The following is an 18,876-nucleotide window of genomic DNA, read 5'->3' on the forward strand; positions in this document are numbered from 1 at the left end:
TCAGTTGTCCCTCTAGGTACGGATTAAGGTGGCTTTCATGACCACGCAACCAAAATTTACTGGTAGTAAAGTATATAACAAAAGGAAATATTTGCTTAGAGTGGTGCTGATACCCAGATTTGAACTGGGGACCTCACCCTTACCAAGGGTGCGCTCTACCGACTGAGCTATATCAGCACTCGGAAAGGTTGGAGCGGGCAGCGGGAATCGAACCCGCATCATCAGCTTGGAAGGCTGAGGTAATAGCCATTATACGATGCCCGCACACGTATTTAACCCTAAGAGCTATTTCCTTAAGAATATGGTGAAGGGGGACGGATTCGAACCATCGAAGGCAGTGCCGGCAGATTTACAGTCTGCTCCCTTTGGCCACTCGGGAACCCCTCCAAATTTTAAATCAACGCTTTGTATTACAAAGAGAAGATGGTGCCGACTGCCGGAATCGAACTGGCGACCTACTGATTACAAGTCAGTTGCTCTACCTACTGAGCTAAGTCGGCGCATAAGTGGGGCGAATTCTATTGAATGATTTCTTTGCTTGCAAGTATTTCAAGAAAAAAAAATACAATTTTATCTCGTTTTTATCTATTTGTTGTTTTTTCAAGCAGTTTTCGTAGGAACTGACGAAATATATAGCCATTCTTTGTTGCTTTATCTTCTTCTTGAGGTATGTTGCTCTTTTATCCGATTTCTACCGTTGGAAAGATTATGGATCCTTATCTCTCATTCGACAGACGCCAGTGGTCGGATCTTCGTAATTCCGTTCCCATGACTTTGTCAGAAGATGATTTAGTTGAGCTACAAGGCATCAATGAATCATTGAGTATGAAAGAAGCTGTTGAAATCTACTTACCATTAGCGCGGTTACTGAACCTCTATGTTGCAGCCAGACAAAGCCGCAATACCGTCTTAAATCAATTTTTAGGTCATACTGACATTGCACCACCTTTTATTATTGGTATCGCAGGCAGTGTGGCGGTCGGGAAAAGCACAACAGCAAGGCTGCTTAAAGCGCTATTGTCTCGCTGGGACAACCATCCTAAAGTTGAACTCATTACCACTGATGGATTCCTTTATCCCAATGAAGTGCTATTAGAAAAAGGCATTATGCAGAAAAAAGGATTTCCGGAATCGTACGATATTAAACGGTTGGTACAGTTTGTTTCTGATGTCAAAGCATGCAAGAAGAACATCTCAGCCCCGGTTTATTCTCATCTGACCTATGACATCACTGATGAAGTGAAAATGGTTCATGCACCCGATATTTTGCTGATTGAAGGTCTCAACGTTTTACAAAGCGGGATGGATTATCCCCATGCCCCACATCGCGTTTTTATTTCAGACTTTTTGGATTTTTCCATCTATGTCGATGCAGAATCATCTCTCATTGAAAAATGGTACATCGAACGCTTTATGAAATTCCGCCATGGTGCCTTTAAAAGACCGGGGTCCTATTTTAGTCACTACACCAAACTGAGTGAATCGGAAGCCAACTCTATTGCAAGGAATATCTGGCAAGCGATCAATGGGAAAAACTTGCAGGAAAACATTTTACCAACGCGGGAAAGAGCACAGCTGATACTCCGTAAGGGCATCAACCACACCGTTGAAGAAATTCTGCTGCGACAGTAATTCTGCTGCGAAACCGTGTTGAGTGAGGCTCACATGACATGTTACCCAGAGCAAGCATAGGCCCCATGACTGAAATTATCTCAATCGCGACATGATTCAGGACTCGGCAGGATGCTCATTACTGCGCAGAGAAATCTCCCCGCCAACATAACTTTCAATGCCCCGTTCTGTTTCCAATAACACGGCACCATGGGCATCAATACCCCGTTCAATCCCCGTAATCACACGCTCTCCCATTAATAGTTTAACGGGACGATCGATGAAGTTATCGACTTGATTCCATCTTTCGACAAAGTTCTTCATCCCCTCACTCTCGTAGTTTTCCAATGTGCGGGTCCAAGACTGGATCAATGCAACCGCCAGCGCATTACGATCAATATGATCTTTGCCGATCACCTGAGACAAACCACTCCAGGGTTGATCAATCTGTTGTGTCTGCGGTGCCATGGATAAATTCATACCCATACCGATGACGAGATGCGCAGCTTCACCGGCTTGCCCTGACACTTCAACCAAAATACCGGCCAGTTTCTTATCCTGATAGTACAAATCATTGGGCCATTTCAGTTTAATCTCATCAACACCGAGCGTTTTCAGTGCATCAACAACTGCGACGCCAACCACCAGACTCAGCCCCATTGCAGCAGCCATACCTGCATCCAGTCGCCAGTACATCGAGAAATACAGATTCGTCCCGAATGGAGAGACCCAGTGTCTCCCCCGCCGTCCCCGGCCTTTTTGCTGATATTCAGCAAGGCAAACCGTTCCTGAGGTTAATGCGCCGACGCGATCCAATAGGTACTGGTTGGTCGAATCAATGATCGGATGTAAATGGACCGGCGTAGAAACGTGGTTCTGAATATAGTGTTGATCCAATAACTGCATAGGCTGGGCAAGCTGATAGCCTTTCCCCTGCACGCGAAATATATCAACCCCCCAATCCTGAATCCCGCGGATATGTTTGCTGATGGCAGCTCTGGAGATCCCTAAAGCGGTCCCCAATGCTTCACCGGAATGAAAACCACCATCGGCTAAGGTTGACAGGATTGTCAACTTGGCATGATGTTCTTTCATAATTGTTGCTCCTTCAGCCACATATCCAAATAAACCTCGCTGCTGCGCCCGATAAATCGCACTTCGTGCTCCAAAGCGACACCATATTTTTCGTAGACGCAACGGTATACATGGATTGCCAGCTGAACCACGTCCAATGCCGTTGCGTGCTGACGGTTAATCAGGACTAACGCCTGTTGTGCGTGAATTGCAGCCCCACCGATTTGAAACCCTTTCAAACCACATTGATCGATCAGCCAGCCGGCTGCGACCTTCACACCTGATGAAGCTGGATAACTCACAACATCAGGATGATTCGCGGCCAGTGTCCGAAACTGCGCCTCCGTCAGCACCGGATTCTTAAAAAAGCTACCGGCATTACCAATCAATGACGGATCGGGAAGTTTACGGATGCGGATATCACAGATGCAGTCAAATACTTCGGCGGGTGAGCAGTTGCTCGCTAACTGTTGCAATGGCCCATACTTCAGACGAGGTTGCCATGCTTTTGCAAGCTTGAGTCCGACACCGACAACAACCGCCTGCTGATAAAGCTGATGTTTGAAAATCGAATCACGGTAACCAAATAAACATTCGGCACGATTCAAACGAATGACTTGAAACGTCTTGAGACAAAGATAATCAACATAGTCACACACATCCTGAAACTCGATGCCATAAGCACCGATATTCTGAATTGGCGCACTCCCGGCACATCCGGGAATCATGGCTAAATTTTCCAATCCGGGGATCTGCTGCGACACGCTCCATTTCACCAATTCAGGCCAGTCTTCCCCACCCTGAACATGCAGAAAATAGTGACTTTCATCTTCCCTTACATCAATGCCCCGTAGCTGATTGAGAATCACAACACCTTCATAGAACTCAGTAAACAACACATTACTGCCTTTACCGAGCACCATTTTCGGTAGCGATTGCCATTGTGGATCACGATAAACATCAATGAGTTCTGCAACAGTATCAACTGTCACCAACACCTGACAGGACTGCTCAATACCAAACGTATGATAAGCACTGAGATTTTCGTTGAGATATATTTGCATGGCTTTCTTTAAATCACATAAACTACGACTATTCTATATCAGATGAAGACCATTCAGATATCCTATGGATCATTTATCTTTCGAAATGTTAGATCCACTCAAACTTCCTTTGGTGCAACGCTTTTATAAACAGCACTACCCGACAGCAAAACCAAAACGCAATGAACGCATTTATACTGCGCGCCTTGCCAATCAACTATGTGCCGTAGTGCGCTTTCGTCCTATTGGTACTTCACATCTGCTTTTAACGGGAATGGCCGTGGCTACAGAATTGCGAGCTCAAGGCATCGGTCATCAGCTATTGAACTACTGTGAATCACATGTGCTCAATCAGCATGTCTTCTGTTTTGCTTATCGCCATTTAGAAAAATTTTATCATCAACATCATTTTGAAGTTCAATCACCACAGGCGCTGCCGATAGAAATCAATCATCTCTATCAACGTTATCTCCATCAAGGCAAAGATATATTTCCGATGCGATATTTCCCGTCGCTTCAGGAGTAAAACCCCATCACTTTCTGTACATTTTTTTCTGACAAGCCGGAAATGATCGGTCTGAAGTGACTTAGATATAGCCATTCATTCATCGAATTTGATAGTATCAGGGCTTTGCTATATCGCATCCACTTGAATTGAAGGTACCGCATCCACGATGATTGCTCGTAGAAATCTATTCGAACAGCTACCCACTATTGCGTTAGAGCCGAAAGATTTTCAAGTCCTGTACTCTGCAGAACAATTTCGGCATCACTTGATTCAGGCGATTCGACAAGCCAATCACAGAATTTATATTGTTGCACTCTACCTTGAAGCTGATGATGCCGGTCAGGAAATTCTTTCTGAGCTTTATGCAGCCAAACGAAGAAACCCTCAGCTCGATATTGTAGTCTGTGTTGACTGGCACCGCGCTCAACGAGGCCTGATCGGTGCGAAGCAGTCTCAGGGAAATGCTGTGATGTATGAATCATTTGCCCAAGACAGTGAACATCCCATCGCGGTTTATGGTATCCCGGTCCGAGGGCGGGAAGTGTTCGGTGTATTACATCTCAAGGGCTTCATTGTCGATGATGAAGTTATCTATAGTGGCGCAAGTCTGAACAACATTTATCTGCATTATCAGAATCGTTACCGCTTTGACCGCTATCACTCATTTCACAACCGACATCTTGCCGATTCTATGGTCACCTTTATTCATGATCATTTATTGTCTCATCCGGCAGTCAATAATCTGGCCGATCCGTCACGCCCGGCAACCAAAGATTTGAAAACAATGATTCGCCAGTTCCGGACCCAGTTGGCACAAGCAACTTATCAGGTGCCTGATCAGCCAGTCACACCGGAACAGATCGGCCTGACCCCATTGGTTGGACTTGGTAAACGAAGTAATCGTTTGAATCAATATATCAGTCACCTGATTGCCCAAGCGCAAGAAGAAATTATTATCTGCACACCCTATTTTAATTTCCCGAATAATATTGCCAATCAGGTCAAAAAAGCACTCAAGCGTGGGGTAAAAATTCATATCATCGTCGGTGATAAAACCGCGAATGATTTTTATATCCCACCAGAAGAGACATTTAAGACCATCGGTGGATTGCCCTATTTATATGAATTGAATTTGCGCCGTTTTGCGAAAGCGAACGAAGCCAGAATTGCCAGTCGGCAATTATCGATTCATCTGTGGAAACATGATGACAACAGTTTTCACTTGAAAGGGGTATGGGTCGATAAACGTTATATGCTTATCACCGGCAATAACCTCAATCCCAGAGCATGGAAACTTGATCTGGAAAACGGCATTCTGATTCAGGATCACCATGCCCACCTTCAGACCCAGTTTGAACAAGAGTTCGACAATATTCTGCAGCACACGCAGTTAGTCTGTACTTATAAGCAGCTGGACGATTTCGAAAACTATCCGGCCGGCGTTCAACGCTTGCTGAAACGGATTCGTCGGGTAAAAGCCGACCGGATTTTAAAACAAATTCTTTAGATCGTTTTCCGAATCCGTTTCACCCACAAAAAAGCCTCCGTCCGGAGGCTTTTTTGTGCACATCATGACAGATCAAATCAGATAAACGCAAATGCATCACCGTAGATACGTTCACTTCTCGCATGTTTATTCTGAGTAAACTGTTCCCGGGCGGCACCCGCCATGTCAAAGCGACCTGCAATATAGATATCAAACTCTGCCAATGATTCAAAATCAGTACTGACCGCTTGCAACACATTGCCGACTTTCCCGTCCCAAAGCGGATCGGTTGATATTTCCACAACCGGTGTAAACGTGAGTCTGCCATGTTGAGAGGCTAAATCACGTAATTCGTCTAATGCGTAAAGCTGGAGAACATCTTTTGCTCCCCAATACAGAAAAATATCACGCTGAATATTCTGGTTCAGGCAGTGATCCAGAATCGAACGTACATAACTGAATCCTGTCCCACCGGCAATCAACAACAAAGGACGCGTCGTATCTTCTTTGAGCCAAGCATCCCCATGAGGTACATCGATGGTGATCTCATCATCGTGCTGCAACGCTGCATTCATCGCATCAACGACTTCACTGGCGTAGGCGTTATGTTCAGCGGCACCAATATGTAATTCAAGTTCACCACCTTTCCGGCATGGACTACTGGCAATCGAGAACGGACGTTTATCTCCCTCTGCCATCACCACCATCAGGTACTGACCCGCATGGAAATCAACGGGTGACTCCGGTTGGAGAAGAATACGATAGGTATTACTGGCTAAAGGCTGAACTGAGTTTACTTTACATGTTATGATCATTCTGATTCCTCTTCCTTACTCATCCCAAGTAAGGACTAAATGACTTTGAGCATAAGCCTGACAGGAAAATATCCATCCCTGAGACTGCTCTTCTTCCGTCAGCATTGGTTCGAGTTGATAGGAAACTGCTCCCGAAAGTTTTTTACACAAACACATCCCACACGCACCGACCCGGCAACGATGTGGGAAAGGGATTTGCTGACGAATTGCCGCATCCAACACGGTTTGGCCGCGTTCCACGGTAAATTCAATATTTTCGGGCAACAAGCGTACCGTAAAGGTCATAAGATTCCTAACTCATCCCAGATCGCATCGATCTTGCTGACAACTTCCGGATCTTTACGGATCTCTTTACCCCACTCTCTGGCTGTCTCGCCTTTCCACTTATTGGTTGCATCCAATCCCATTTTAGAGCCAAGCCCTGAAACCGGTGATGCAAAATCCAGAGAATCGATGGGCGTATTTTCAACCATCGTTGTATCCCGGGCAGGATCCATCCGCGTGGTAATTGCCCAGATGACATCTTTCCAGTCTCGCGCATTGATATCATCATCACAGACAATCACAAATTTGGTATACATAAATTGACGCAAGAAAGACCAAACTCCCATCATGACTCGCTTGGCATGGCCGGGATATTGCTTCTTGATCGTGACGACAGCCATTCGATAAGAACAGCCTTCAGGGGGAAGATAAAAATCGACAATTTCCGGAAACTGCTTTTGTAAAATAGGCACGAAAACTTCGTTTAATGCTTCCCCGAGAACTGCCGGCTCATCCGGTGGCCTTCCCGTATAAGTACTATGATAGATTGGCTGCTTTCTCATTGTCACATGGGTGACAGTAAAGACATGATGGCGCTCAACTTCATTAAAATAGCCTGTATGATCGCCATAAGGTCCTTCGTCTGCATACTCATTCGGATCAATATATCCTTCGAGTACAATTTCAGCACTGGCCGGCACTTCGAGATCATTGCTGATTGATTGGACAACTTCGGTCTTACTGCCTCTCAACAGCCCGGCAAATGCATATTCGGAAAGCGTATCGGGCACAGGCGTCACTGCACCCAGAATTGTTGCCGGATCAGCACCGAAAGCCACAGAAACCGGAAATGGTTCCCCGGGATGCTCAACCTGCCAATCCCGGAAATCCAGTGCACCACCCCGATGCTGAAACCACCGCATGATCACTTTATTCTTACTGAGTTTCTGTTGTCGGTAGATCGCCAAATTTTGCCGTTTTTTCGTCGGTCCCTTGGTAATCGTCAGTCCCCAGGTTAATAACGGAGCCACATCACCCGGCCAGCAACGCATCACTGGAATTTTATCCAAATCAACATCATCGCCTTGCCAGATGATTTCCTGACAGGGCGCTTTTTTCAAACGCTTCACCGGCATATTCAATACCTGCTTAAAGACCGGGAGCTTATTGAGCGCATCTTTAAAACCTTTGGGCGGCTCAGGCTCTTTCAGGTAAGCAAGCAACTGACCGATTTCACGCAGCTCACTGACATCGACTCGTCCCATCCCCATCGCAACGCGTTGTGGTGTACCGAACAGATTTGCCAGTACCGGTATGTCATAACCTACCGGATTTTCGAATAAAAGTGCAGGACCGCCCGCTCTTAAAGTCCGATCACAGATCTCGGTCATTTCATATTGAGGGTCAATCGGATGCTGAATACGTTTCAATTGACCATGCTTTTCCAAATAGTCGATAAAATCGCGTAAATCCTTAAAAATCATAAGACTTCTGCCTGAATGTGATATCGGAGGCAGTATAACAAAAACGAAACAACTCTGAATTTTCTTTTTTCTATTGTGTTAATGCTCTTCAGTGGTGTTGCCATAATACAGGTACGCTATGCTATATATGCTACAAATAGTGGCATGACTATCTCAATGCTTGGCTCAGTACACGAAGCTTCATTTGACGGTTTGCTTTGACTAATTCATCCAGCCAATTGCCATATCCGGCATTGACTAAGACCTGTGCAACATAGGGGGCTTCTTCCTGACTCAGCTCCTGAACCAAATACGTTTTGACCTGTTCAGGCATTGGATTAAGGCGAATCAGAGCCTCAATTGCCTGTGATCTCAAACTCGGGTTCTTACTCGCCGCCATCACTTGCTGCACAGAAAAATCATCCTTCAAACCAGACAAGCGGGTCAATTCCGCTTCAGAGTTATTATCTGATTTCATCAACCACAATAACCGATACACATCTTGGTTTTGACTGGCTCGCGCCAGTGCGACCATGACTCGCGTTGAAGGCAACCAGCTCCGTATACTGGCATCGACAACCTGTTTGACCAAATCATTCAGTCCCGATTCCGATAAGCTGTTCAGCTCCTGAATCAACAAGGATTCCCGGGCATGACGCTGGCGTTCATTTTCGGACAACCATTGTTGTAAAGGCAGCTCATGCCGTTCAACTTTTAACACGAAGTCGAGGACACTTTTTTCCTGTTGCCAGGTTTTGACTAAGCGACTGGCAACCGAAGGATAATCAAATGCTGGTGTAGAAAATTCGAATCCTTCACCTTGGTTGGTGAGATAATAAACAGGTGGAATCAAACGCTGTTGTTCGACAAAGCGCTCCACTTGTGCAGAAAAGATGGTTTTTTCTTGTTCGAGTGCCCGGAGTAGTAAAAAACGAACCGCCTCTTGCTGAGGCAAGGCCAGCCGTTGCAAAGCAAAATTGAGCGAATCGATTTTGTCATCAACAATTAATTGTTTGAACGCAGCCACTTTGTGCTGAATTGTGGGGGCTTGTAACAGTTGATTGCGGCTTTGTGCATCCAATGATTGCGCAGAAACCGAAAAGCAAATGAAACAAAAACAGAGCAGGAGTTGCGATACCCACGTTCCTTGTGGCATGTGTTAACCTCCATGTAACATCTAATTTTCATTTTCGGTGCATATTTTGTGAAATGCAAGAAAAAGCGCCACCGTTTCCGGTGGCGCTTTCATTGTCAGAACAGTCTTTGTTACTGGCGTCTCATGGCATCAAAGAACTCATCATTGGTCTTTGTCATCGCCAGTTTATCAATGAGGAATTCCATCGCATCGCTTTCTCCCATCGGGTGAACAATTTTGCGCAAAATCCACATTTTCTGTAACTCGTCGGTTTTAGTCAGCAACTCTTCACGACGCGTTCCTGAACGGTTGAAGTCGATCGCAGGGAATACACGTTTTTCTGCAATCTTACGGTTCAGGTGTAATTCCATATTCCCTGTTCCTTTAAACTCTTCATAGATGACTTCGTCCATCTTCGAACCCGTATCAACCAGCGCTGTCGCGATAATTGTCAAACTGCCGCCTTCCTCGACATTACGAGCCGCACCGAAGAAACGTTTAGGGCGGTGAAGCGCATTCGCATCCACACCACCAGTCAGTACCTTGCCCGAAGAAGGAACAACCGTGTTATATGCACGCGCCAAACGTGTAATTGAATCCAATAAGATCACAACGTCTTTCTTGTGTTCAACCTGACGTTTCGCCTTCTCAATCACCATTTCTGCCACTTGAACGTGGCGAGATGCCGGTTCATCAAAAGTAGAAGCAATCACTTCACCTTTGACCAGACGTTGCATTTCTGTCACTTCTTCCGGACGTTCGTCAATCAACAGCACCATCAAAATACACTCGGGATGGTTGTAAGCAATGCTTTGAGCAATGTTTTGCAGCAGCATCGTTTTACCAGCCTTCGGTGGTGCGACAATCAATCCACGCTGACCTTTTCCGATCGGTGATGCTAAATCCAAGACACGAGCGGTAATATCTTCAGTCGAACCGTTGCCTCGCTCCATCACCATTCGTTCGTTGGCATGTAGCGGTGTCAGGTTTTCAAACAAAATCTTATTTCGGGCGTTATCCGGTTTATCGTCATTGACGGTATTGACTTTCAGTAATGCAAAGTAGCGTTCACCTTCTTTCGGTGGCCGAATCTTCCCAGCAATCGAATCACCTGTACGCAGGTTGAAACGACGAATCTGACTCGGTGACACATAAATATCGTCCGGTCCAGCCAGATAAGAGCTGTCTGCACTACGCAAAAAACCAAAGCCGTCCTGGAGAATTTCTAATGCGCCATCACCAAAGATGTCTTCACCACTTTTTGCGTGAGCTTTTAAAATAGAGAAGATAATGTCTTGTTTTCTTAAACGCGCGAGGTTTTCAAGCCCCAGGCTCTCACCCAGCTGCACGAGCTCAGACACAGGTTTGTTCTTTAATTCTGTTAAATTCATTGTGGTGGATACTTGTTTAGTCAAAATTAGGATCTGTTTAGTAGTGTTAAGATGGATTTGGCCTCAGGATTGACCAAGAAGTGAACATATGATTCATTAGTGTGCGATAACCTAGCACTATTTATCAGACTAGTCTAGATTTTGTTTTATTTCCATGTGCAAAACCGTACATATCTCTATGTACGGTTTTCAGCCATTATAAATTGGCGTCTAAAAACTCTTTGAGCTGAGTCTTTGACAACGCGCCAACTTTTGTTGCTGCCACATTACCATTTTTAAACAGAAGTAATGTTGGGATACCACGAATACCGAATCTTGGTGGCGTACCCGCATTTTGATCGATATTTAATTTACCGATCGTGAGCTTACCTTCGTACTCATCAGCAATTTCATCCAAAATCGGCGCAATCATTTTGCATGGACCACACCATTCTGCCCAGAAATCAACGAGTACAGGGACTTCAGCATTGATTACACTACTTTCAAACGCGTCATCGGTGAGTTGCAAAATCTTATCACTCATCTTTAACTCCAATGTATTTTCTTGGACCAGTTGCATAACAACCAGTAATTTTGATGCTCTATTGGAATGTATTTACTTCCGTATTGCAAGCTTAAGCTGATATTCTATAGAGATGAAAAAGACACACATCACAGAGCAAAAATTCGCCGACTTGGGATTAGACCCTCAAGTTACAGCAGGTTTGGAACAAAAAGGGTTTGCTTATTGCACTCCTATCCAAGCCTTGGCGCTGCCGGTAGTGCTCTCCGGCCGTGACATTGCAGGCCAGGCCCAAACAGGGACTGGTAAAACGCTTGCGTTTCTTACTGCAACCTTTAATCATCTGCTAACTGCACCTGCTCAAGAAGAACGGGAGCCAACTCAGCCACGAGCGATTATTATGGCACCAACTCGTGAATTAGCGATACAAATTTTTAACGATGCAGAACCACTCGTCCAAAGTACCGGCTTAAAAGTCGCACTGGCCTATGGTGGTGAAAGTTACGATAAACAGCAGTCAAAACTACAACAAGGTGTTGATATTCTTATCGGAACAACCGGTCGGATTATCGATTTCTACAAGCAAAAAGTCTTTCACCTGAACCATATTCAAGTTGTCGTTCTTGATGAAGCGGACCGAATGTTTGATCTCGGTTTTATCAAGGATATTCGTTTTCTGTTCCGTCGAATGCCACCACCGAAGAACCGACTGAACATGTTATTTTCCGCTACCCTCTCTTATCGGGTTCAGGAATTGGCATTTGAGCACATGAACAATCCGGAACATGTTGTCGTCGAACCGGCGCAAAAAACCGGACACCGAATTAAGGAAGAACTGTTTTACCCATCGAATGAGCACAAAATGGCTTTGCTGCAAACCCTCATTGAAGAAGAGTGGCCAGACAGAACAATCATTTTTGCCAATACCAAACATAAGTGTGAACGGGTTTGGGGACATCTGGCTGCCGATGGTCATCGCGTCGGGCTGCTGACCGGTGATGTACCGCAGAAAAAGCGCGAGCGCATTCTGGAGCAATTTACTCAGGGTCAATTGGATATTTTAGTCGCGACCGATGTGGCTGCGCGAGGACTGCATATACCTCAGGTGACTCACGTCTTTAACTATGATTTACCGGACGACAGTGAAGACTATGTCCACCGGATTGGTCGGACGGGCAGAGCCGGAGAGAGCGGCCATTCGATTAGTTTCGCCTGTGAAGAATATGCTATCAATTTGCCGGGAATAGAAACCTATATCGAACATTCCATTCCGGTTTCTGATTATGATGCATCAGCACTATTGACTGACTTACCCAGTCCGTTAAGACTTGCTTCATCCAAAACATCAAGAAGAACCAATACCGGTGGTTCGCGGTCTGGACGTCAGAATGGACGTGGTAATAATTCATCCAGAAAACGTCCGCAACAAAACAACCACCAGAATAGAAATAGCTGAGTGAATCTATGAGCGCCGTATCTTCACCACTCTATGCTGCCATCGATCTCGGTTCAAACAGCTTTCATATGCTGATTGTCCGTCATGTTGAAGGCAGTATACAGACGATGGCCAAAATTAAACGTAAAGTAAGACTTGCAGCCGGACTGGATGAAAACAATTCACTCAGTCAGGAGGCGATGCAACGTGGTTGGGATTGCCTGAGCCTGTTCGCAGAACGATTACAGGATATTCCCAAAGAAAATATTCGCATTGTCGGGACGGCAACCCTTCGGACTGCTATCAATGTCGATGTATTTTTGCGTCAGGCCAATCAGATACTCGGCCATCCGATCGAAACCATTTCAGGTGAAGAAGAAGCGGCCACCATTTATAAAGGGGTTGCCCATACCTCCGGCGGAAGCGGACGTCGCTTCGTGGTTGATATCGGTGGCGCAAGTACCGAACTGATTATTGGTGAAGGCTTCGAGGCCAAAGCCTTAACCAGTTTAAAAATGGGCTGTGTCACTTGGCTCGAAAAACACTTCAGAGATCGTCAGCTCTCTAAAGAAAACTTTGAACATGCGATCGAAGACGCGAAAAAAATGCTCACGCCGATCCTGCAACAATACCGCACCATCGGCTGGGACATTTGTGTCGGTGCCAGCGGTACGGTGCAAGCGTTACAGGAGATCATGTTGGCTCAAGGGATGGACGAAGTCATTACCCTGACCAAACTGAAGCGTCTACAAAATCAGGCGATGCGGGCGGATCATCTCGAAGAACTGGAAATCGAAGGATTAACGTTAGAAAGAGCGCTGGTCTTCCCAAGCGGTCTGTCGATCCTAATTGCTATATTTGAGGAATTCCAGATCGAAGCCATGACACTGGCAGGCGGTGCGCTTCGGGAAGGTCTGATTTATGAAATGATTGATGGATTACGTCAGGATAATATCCGCGAGCGGACAATCCACAGTATTCAAAGTCGCTATCAAATCGATACGGTATACGCAGCTCAAGTCTCAGACCTCGCCAGTAAATTGTTTAACCAGTGTGGTGGCACAGCATGGATCGTCGAACCGCAGGCTGAAATACTGCTCAGAGCCGCGGCACAGTTACACGAAATCGGTTTAGCGGTGGATTACAAAAAAGGCGGTGAACACAGTGCTTATTTGATCCAGCACTCGGAACTGCCCGGCTTTACCCGCGCACAGCGTTATTGTCTGGGGGAATTGGTTCGTCGTTATCGCGACAATATCACCTCAATGCCAGAACAATATGCCCTTTCAGGAGCCAGCAGTAAACGCTTACTCAGGCTCTTACGTCTTGCGGTTTTACTCAGCCATCGACGCAATTCGGCGCTCGAACCTCATGTGAAATTGGAGTGCTCGGAAGATACACTCCAATTATCTCTCGATGCCCAATGGCTCGATGCCAACCCGCTCACTAAAGCAGAGCTGGAAATCGAAGCAAACCGGCAAACCGATATGGGATGGCCACTGGAAGTGATCGCCCATCCCTAAAATATCAGATGGTTTGCGGCCTCACTATCAGCAGCAAACCATCTGTTACAGAAAGACTTGTACAGAAAGCCTCTGCTCACTGACCCGGCCGAATTGGCCGGGTTGCTTTTATCCGCATCCGACACGCAGAATGCCTCACGATTCAGAACGTTCAATCTTCAATTGCTGCATGATGGCTTTGATAGATCAGGTCCCTGATGAATCATGACCTTGATGGACTATTGCCTTGATGGACTATTGCCTTGATGGACTATTGCCTTGATGACGAGCATCGCTTTGCTGTCGCACTCGATTCAGTACCGCCCGTAATTTCAAAGGCTTCACCGGCTTGGGTAAAAAACTAAATCCGTTTGACTGAATCGCATCCATCATCTCTTGTGTCCGGTCAGCACTGATAATAATCCCTTCAAACTGACGGCCTAGGCGTAGACGACACTGTTGCAAGACTTCCAATCCGGTACGCCCCTGATCCAACCGGTAATCGGACAAGATGACATCCGGTATCCATGCATCATCTAATGCTCTCAGGCTCTCGACTAAATTGGTTGAAGTGCGGATATCACATCCCCAACGAGATAACAGATCCGACATCCCCACCAAAATATCGACTTCATTATCCACACATAACACTTTAATTTGCGACAAATCGGTCACATCATTCACGGCAGGGGCAACTTTATCGGCAACTTCCCGGGGATGTGAGCGCGGCAGGGATAACGAAAAAACACTGCCATGTCCGGGCCACGAGCGCATTGAAATTTCATGTCCCAACACATAAGCAATCCCTTTCGATATCGCCAATCCAAGCCCAAGCCCCTGCTCAGAACGAACCTGCCCGCCACGATTAAACTCTTCAAAAATTTCATGCTGCTTATCCGGCTCGATCCCGATCCCGTTATCCCATACTTCAATCCGGATCTGCGTACCGACATGACGAATGCCGAGCACGACTTTCCCATGGGGCGCATAGCGGAACGCATTAGTGAGGAAGTTCTGAATAATCCGTCGGAGCAACTTCGGATCCGACTGAACCACCACCGACGAAGGGACCATCGTAAAATCGATATCCTGTTGTTTGGCAATCGCATGAAACTCGGCATTCAAATTCACCAGCACATCATGAACCGCAAAGCTGTGAATATTGATATCCAGTTTTCCTGATTCGAGTCTGGAGATATCCAGCAAATCCCCGATTAATTCCTCGGCCGCCCCCAGTGCACTTGCAATATGTGCTGAAAGTCGTTGGACCTCGGCTTCCCGGGCGATCTCCGACAGAGAGGATGCAAATAGCCGGGCGGCATTGAGCGGCTGCATCAGATCATGGCTCACCGCTGCCAGAAACCGTGATTTTGAACGAGATTCGCGTTCCGCCCGTTGTGTCTCCTGCACTAACTGGCGATTCAGTTTTTCCAACTCCTGTGTCCGTTGATGGACACGCTCTTCCAGCGACTCGTTGGCCTGCTTGAGAGCATCTTCCGCTTCCCGGAATGCGGTGATATCGGTAAAACTCATGACAAACCCGCCACCGGGCATCGGATTACCTTGCACTTCCACCACTCTCCCGTCCGGTCTGACCCGCGAGGAGGTATGTCGGGTACCTTTCTCTAAGTGTTCGACCCGCTTGCGAACATGAGTTTCCACATCTCCGGGGCCACACAACCCTTGCCGTGCATTGTGGCGAATAATATCAGCAATCGGACGGCCAACCTGAATCAAGCCCGGTGGATAAGAAAACAGCTCCAGATACCGCTGATTCCAGGCCACCAGACGTAACTGTTTATCGACCACCGCCAATCCCTGCCCGATATGTTCGATAGCACCTTGAAGCAAGCTGCGGCTGAAGTCATACAGCTCTGACGCTTCATCCACAATCGCGGCAACTTCTTCAAGGTGCATGTTTTTCCCCTGCAACGCAGAAGCAAGCACTAACTTCGCTGAGGACGCACCAAATACACCGGCCAACACCCGTTCAGCATGACGAATCAGCGTCGCTGGCGCCTGTTGATTGGGTAAATAACGCTTGTGCTGCTGAACCCAGAATTGCTCGAAAGCCGCTTTCATCCTCCCTCGCCCGACAAAACGGGCGACCAGCATTTCCAGTTCCGCGACCGACACCCGGCTCTGGTAGAGCGTCATATTTTCGTTATCGGGGAATGGCGTACCGACAAATGTGGCAGACTGTAAGCGCTCACTCAGGCTCGGACGTGTGATGATAGAAATATTCCAATAACAGAGTGTATTGAGCACCACGCTGAGGATCATCCCCCAGTCAGACCTTGATATACCTAGACCGGCAATCGCCTCCGGAGGACTAATCAGCCAAATGAGCGGGTTAGACTGCGCATCACCGGCCAATAAATGGGTCTGAACCATTAAGGTAATCAGCCAGAGTGAAAATCCGACCGCCAAACCGACATAGACGCCTTTTTTATTGCCGTCACGCCAGTAGATCCCACCGATCAACGCCGGGGCAAACTGCGCAATCGCAGCAAAAGAGAGAAATCCAATCGCAGACAGCGACGGTACGGCATCCAAAACGCGATAAAATCCCCACGCACAAGCCAGTAAAACTAAAATCAAGCCGCGCCGGATTCTGAGTAACAAGCGGGAAAAATGACGATGGCCCTGATGAGAAAACCGCATCCGCCGGAGCAAAAAAGGCACCACCAAATCATTAGAAACCATAATAGTCAGTGCAATGGTCGAGACGATCACCATCCCGGTTGCTGCCGATGTTCCCCCTAAAAATGCAATCATCGCCATGAAATCAGAGTCAACCGCCTTGGGGATACTAATCACAAATGTATCCGCCAAGCTAACATCCATTATCCCTTTGCCGACCCATGATATCGGCAGCACAAACAGTCCCATCAGAATCAGGTAAATCGGAAATATCCGCCGGGCCATATGAAGATCCTGCGGTTTTTCATTCTCAACCACCATGGTATGAAACTGGCGCGGCAGACAAATGATCGCCAGCATAGTCAACACCAGATGAATCATCAGGGTCGGCCAGTGCGGGGTAACGAACGATTCAAGCACGATATCGCTCAGTTTGAATGAAGTCTGATGCCAACCGATATAGACGATAAACAGGCCGACCCATAAAAAAGCCACCAGCTTGACCAACGATTCAAAAGCAATCGCCATCATCATCCCACGGTGGTGCTCGGTATTATCAATATGACGCGTCCCGAACAACATGGTAAACACTGCAAGTGCCACCACCACAAACCAAGAAATATGACTTTCCGTCAACTGCTCAGGGAAAGGAAAATCTGACGTCACGACATGGATTCCCATCGTCACACCACGAAGTTGCAGGGCGATATAAGGCAGAATGCCAACAACCGCAATCAGCGTTGCAGCCACAGCAAGCCCTTGAGATTTGCCATAACGTGCAGCGATAAAATCAGCAATGGAGGTAATATGTTCGCGTTTAGCAATCAACATCAGGCGGGCTAATATCCGCCAGCCAAACACAAAGACGAGAATGGGGGCGAGATAAATCGGTAAAAATGACCAAGCATGATTAGTAGCCTGCCCGACTGTGCCGTAGAACGTCCACGAAGTACAGTACACCCCAATCGATAAGCTATAAATCCAAGGCCGGAAGCGTGCCAGCCAGTTCAGGTTTTTGTCACCATACCAAGCGATAAAGAACAGCAGTCCTAAATAAAGAAATAAAACCGGAATGACAATCCATGACTGCATGAAGTGCTCCTTATCGCCAAGTCAGAAAGTAAGAATAGATGGCTTAATTTTCTGAGTCACTGAAATCCAAACAATTTTATACCGAAAATCATTGACGTTGCAGCACGGTGACAACCCAATGAGATCCCAGCCGCATAGATTGGTTGCTTACCGGGTTCTCCGGAAATAATAGGTGGACTGATAATGGTGGATATTTTCAGTCGTAATGGAAAAGTCGAGAATGGTTCCGTCAGGCGCATTACTGATTGAAGTGACTTGCATTGTCGGCGTGCCTTCTTCGACCTTCAGGTAAGTGGCAATTGAAGCCGGTGTTAAAATCGGCAAAAAGGTAAAATAGTTTCCCTCAATGACGAATCCTGCCTCTTTCTCAATATAATCAAATTTTGATTTTTCCAGATGAGCAACAGACAAAGTGGGATAGAGTTTAACCGGAAGATAAGACTCTTCATAATGTACCGGCCGCTCATCAAGATAACGGACACGAATAATGTAATAGACCAATTCACCATGTTGAATCTTGAGTCGCTGAGCGACACTGACCGGAGCCGGAATCATCGAAAAGCTGAGTACCTGACTCGCTATCGATTTATTATTTTTCTGACTCAGCTCAGTCAGGCTGTTGAGCCCTTTATTCTCATGAGCTACTTCTTTATCGATGACAAAATTTCCGCTACCGTGACGGCGCTCAATCAGTCCATCCTCAACCAAACAATCAATTGCACGCCGGAGTGTCATCCGGGAAACCTGATATTCTTCGGCCAGCGTCACTTCTCTTGGTAATGGCTGGTTCAAACAAAATTCATCAGAATTAATTCGTTTTCTCAAGTCATTGGCGATTAATATATAGATCACTTTTATACCTATTATTGTTTGGTTGTCTATTTCACAGAAACAAACAAAAACAATATATAT

14 protein-coding genes, 4 tRNA genes and 1 pseudogene are annotated in these 18,876 nt (G+C 46.4%); 5 read left to right on the forward strand and 14 right to left on the reverse strand.

All coding sequences use genetic code 11. The features are described from left to right. Positions 1-101: 101 nt before the first annotated feature. The 4 genes from AC55NX_RS12905 to AC55NX_RS12920 all read right to left on the reverse strand — a co-directional run bounded on the left by AC55NX_RS12905 (position 102) and on the right by AC55NX_RS12920 (position 500). Positions 102-177: transfer RNA gene (locus AC55NX_RS12905), tRNA-Thr, on the reverse strand. Positions 178-189: 12 nt separating this feature from the next. Further along, a tRNA-Gly gene (locus AC55NX_RS12910) sits at positions 190-264 on the reverse strand. 38 nt (positions 265-302) lie between these two features. Next, positions 303-387, reverse strand: a tRNA-Tyr gene (locus AC55NX_RS12915). 37 nt (positions 388-424) lie between these two features. Beyond that, a tRNA-Thr gene (locus AC55NX_RS12920) sits at positions 425-500 on the reverse strand. 208 nt (positions 501-708) lie between these two features. Between AC55NX_RS12920 and coaA the strand changes: the two genes are divergently transcribed. After that, complete coding sequence (gene coaA / locus AC55NX_RS12925) at positions 709-1,632, forward strand: type I pantothenate kinase (RefSeq protein ID WP_496996120.1); 924 nt, start codon at positions 709-711, stop codon at positions 1,630-1,632. 96 nt (positions 1,633-1,728) lie between these two features. Here coaA and birA read toward each other — a convergent pair whose 3' ends face one another. Together birA and murB are read right to left on the reverse strand one after the other, a co-directional pair. Continuing rightward, complete coding sequence (birA, locus tag AC55NX_RS12930; RefSeq protein WP_496996121.1) at positions 1,729-2,706, reverse strand: bifunctional biotin--[acetyl-CoA-carboxylase] ligase/biotin operon repressor BirA; 978 nt, start codon at positions 2,704-2,706, stop codon at positions 1,729-1,731. Further along, positions 2,703-3,749 carry a UDP-N-acetylmuramate dehydrogenase gene (murB, locus tag AC55NX_RS12935; protein WP_496996122.1) on the reverse strand — a complete coding sequence of 349 codons (1,047 nt, stop codon included), beginning with the start codon at positions 3,747-3,749 and terminating at the stop codon, positions 2,703-2,705. Before murB ends, birA begins: the two co-directional genes overlap by 4 nt. A gap of 64 nt (positions 3,750-3,813) precedes the next feature. Here murB and AC55NX_RS12940 point away from each other — a divergent pair, with 64 nt between their 5' ends. Both AC55NX_RS12940 and pssA read left to right on the forward strand, forming a co-directional pair. Next, on the forward strand, positions 3,814-4,254 hold the full coding sequence (locus AC55NX_RS12940; RefSeq protein ID WP_496996123.1) for a GNAT family N-acetyltransferase: 441 nt from the start codon (positions 3,814-3,816) through the stop codon (positions 4,252-4,254). Between the two features lie 148 nt (positions 4,255-4,402). Further along, positions 4,403-5,743, forward strand: coding sequence for a CDP-diacylglycerol--serine O-phosphatidyltransferase (gene pssA, locus AC55NX_RS12945; RefSeq protein WP_496996124.1), 1,341 nt, complete (start codon positions 4,403-4,405; stop codon positions 5,741-5,743). A 77-nt stretch (positions 5,744-5,820) separates the two neighbouring features. On the opposite strand, the gene fre is transcribed toward pssA, so the two are convergent. The 6 genes and pseudogenes from fre to trxA form a co-directional block, all read right to left on the reverse strand. Then, positions 5,821-6,537 (reverse strand): NAD(P)H-flavin reductase, encoded by a 717-nt coding sequence (fre, locus tag AC55NX_RS12950; protein ID WP_496996125.1) that lies wholly within the window; start codon positions 6,535-6,537, stop codon positions 5,821-5,823. A 15-nt stretch (positions 6,538-6,552) separates the two neighbouring features. After that, complete coding sequence (locus AC55NX_RS12955) at positions 6,553-6,822, reverse strand: 2Fe-2S iron-sulfur cluster-binding protein (RefSeq protein WP_496996126.1); 270 nt, start codon at positions 6,820-6,822, stop codon at positions 6,553-6,555. A gap of 11 nt (positions 6,823-6,833) precedes the next feature. After that, a pseudogene (gene ubiD, locus AC55NX_RS12960) lies at positions 6,834-8,285 on the reverse strand (4-hydroxy-3-polyprenylbenzoate decarboxylase); the annotation flags it as partial. A gap of 148 nt (positions 8,286-8,433) precedes the next feature. Next, on the reverse strand, positions 8,434-9,420 hold the full coding sequence (locus AC55NX_RS12965; protein WP_496996127.1) for a hypothetical protein: 987 nt from the start codon (positions 9,418-9,420) through the stop codon (positions 8,434-8,436). 110 nt (positions 9,421-9,530) lie between these two features. Next, positions 9,531-10,790: a transcription termination factor Rho gene (rho, locus tag AC55NX_RS12970; protein WP_496996128.1), complete on the reverse strand. Its 1,260-nt coding sequence runs from the start codon at positions 10,788-10,790 to the stop codon at positions 9,531-9,533. A gap of 196 nt (positions 10,791-10,986) precedes the next feature. Beyond that, positions 10,987-11,313 carry a thioredoxin TrxA gene (gene trxA / locus AC55NX_RS12975; RefSeq protein ID WP_059123221.1) on the reverse strand — a complete coding sequence of 109 codons (327 nt, stop codon included), beginning with the start codon at positions 11,311-11,313 and terminating at the stop codon, positions 10,987-10,989. A 112-nt stretch (positions 11,314-11,425) separates the two neighbouring features. Between trxA and rhlB the strand changes: the two genes are divergently transcribed. Together rhlB and gppA are read left to right on the forward strand one after the other, a co-directional pair. Next, positions 11,426-12,748 (forward strand): ATP-dependent RNA helicase RhlB, encoded by a 1,323-nt coding sequence (gene rhlB, locus AC55NX_RS12980; RefSeq protein ID WP_496996129.1) that lies wholly within the window; start codon positions 11,426-11,428, stop codon positions 12,746-12,748. A gap of 8 nt (positions 12,749-12,756) precedes the next feature. Continuing rightward, positions 12,757-14,250, forward strand: a complete 1,494-nt coding sequence (gene gppA, locus AC55NX_RS12985) for a guanosine-5'-triphosphate,3'-diphosphate diphosphatase (protein WP_496996130.1) — start codon at positions 12,757-12,759, stop codon at positions 14,248-14,250. Positions 14,251-14,484: 234 nt separating this feature from the next. On the opposite strand, the gene AC55NX_RS12990 is transcribed toward gppA, so the two are convergent. Then, positions 14,485-17,964, reverse strand: coding sequence for a sensor histidine kinase (locus tag AC55NX_RS12990; protein WP_496996131.1), 3,480 nt, complete (start codon positions 17,962-17,964; stop codon positions 14,485-14,487). A gap of 147 nt (positions 17,965-18,111) precedes the next feature. Continuing rightward, positions 18,112-18,816, reverse strand: coding sequence for a GntR family transcriptional regulator (locus tag AC55NX_RS12995; protein WP_496996132.1), 705 nt, complete (start codon positions 18,814-18,816; stop codon positions 18,112-18,114). Positions 18,817-18,876 lie beyond the last annotated feature (60 nt).

It is taken from the genome of Vibrio rubrogenes, from assembly GCF_059641415.1.